General features: G+C 38.7%; 3 protein-coding genes. 1 reads left to right on the top strand and 2 read right to left on the bottom strand.

The window, feature by feature from the left end; genetic code table 11:
* On the bottom strand, positions 1 to 489 hold a 489-nt coding region (locus KDK17_RS03600; protein ID WP_257287360.1), incomplete at its 3' end, for a hypothetical protein.
* 52 nt (positions 490 to 541) lie between these two features.
* A complete protein-coding gene (locus KDK17_RS03595; RefSeq protein ID WP_257281696.1) occupies positions 542 to 703 on the bottom strand; it encodes a hypothetical protein in 162 nt (53 codons plus the stop codon).
* Positions 704 to 887: 184 nt separating this feature from the next.
* On the opposite strand from KDK17_RS03595, the gene KDK17_RS03590 reads away from it, so the two are divergent.
* Positions 888 to 1,085 carry a hypothetical protein gene (locus KDK17_RS03590; RefSeq protein WP_257254960.1) on the top strand — a complete coding sequence of 66 codons (198 nt, stop codon included), beginning with the start codon at positions 888 to 890 and terminating at the stop codon, positions 1,083 to 1,085.
* Positions 1,086 to 1,280 lie beyond the last annotated feature (195 nt).

Here is a 1,280-nt window from a genome sequence, read left to right as displayed (position 1 = left end):
TTCAGGATCACTCTCGACTGTTGTTCTAAGCGAAGTTAAATAAGCTTGGCTGATTGATAACGATGATACAACTTTTTCTATAGATTCATTCATAGATACTAAGTGAGGAATGATGATAAAAATGGACTGAGGCCCATGACTTTTTATGATAGTCTGGACTCTTTCAGCCAGTTCCAGAAATTGAGTTCCTCTACTGTTTATGTCGCCTATAAGCTGTCGGCCTTGATCTATAGTTTCTTTGCTTATTTTGATTGCAAAGACATTGGGGGATGGAAAAATTAATATGAACGAAATGAAAATTGTAGAGAAAATCTGCATGACTTTTAAACTCTTGGGTTTAGATTTTACTTTTGAAGAATATAATAATCTTACCAGTCTTCCACAGATATAATGATTTATTTTTTCGTTTTGCTTGCTTGCTTGCTTTTTGGTTGCAGAGATTTCTCTCCTATTCTGCCAGTTAACGAGTTTGTAGAAAAACCACCTCAAAGGCTACTGTCTCCATGAGACTCACTTTAATATTTATTTAATTCTGTTCCAATTATATCAAAGCGTTTGAGTCGGACTGAGCTTTTGAAATACTGACGTCCCGATCCATTAACTTCTGAAGATTCACCTGCTTTGGAAACCGCTCTCTGCACATTGCGGGTGTCGCCCGGAAGGTGGCAATGTAGCCCTGAATGACTCCTTTAGAGATTTTCATCCGGTCGGCCATATTGCTTTTCAGTGACTGATTATCGCTATTGCGTTGCTCCGGTTGGATCTTAAAAAAAGTTTGATACGACTTGCTGCTTTGAGCAGGGAATTTATGCGTTGCTGGTCTTCCTGACGATGCTGAGGGTTGACCTCAGGCTTCCTCTTTATGTTTAGTCATCAGGTTGGCGATCATGCGTTCCAGCTTCTTTTGCTTATTTGCCAGTGCTTCATGGGTGCCATTCCTTTCGCGAATGAAATGTAAACCATTTTTAAATAAGGAGATGTGTCATACCAACTCTGCTACAACTGTAGCTGCAAAAGTAAAAAATTTTGAAGAGTTGAGTGATGAATCAAATAGCTGCTTGGATACTTTCGTTGCTCTTTGCTGAATCTACCATCACTGATAAGATTTCAGTTCACTGGTTATACAGTTGGATTCTTTTTTATATACAGTACCGGAAGGAAGTATGGGTATTTTTTTTAGAGGTGGATTTTGTGACGAAGTTTATAAGCCCGGAATGCACAGATTATTCACCTCGCCTATTACTAAAGGAATGAGAATCAATGTAAGGCCTCGGATATAT

The organism is Endozoicomonas sp. SESOKO2 (genome assembly GCF_024606245.1).
In the GTDB taxonomy this organism is placed as follows: domain Bacteria; phylum Pseudomonadota; class Gammaproteobacteria; order Pseudomonadales; family Endozoicomonadaceae; genus Endozoicomonas_A.
Note: the sequence above shows the minus strand (reverse complement) of the source record. Positions and strands in the feature narration are given on the sequence as shown.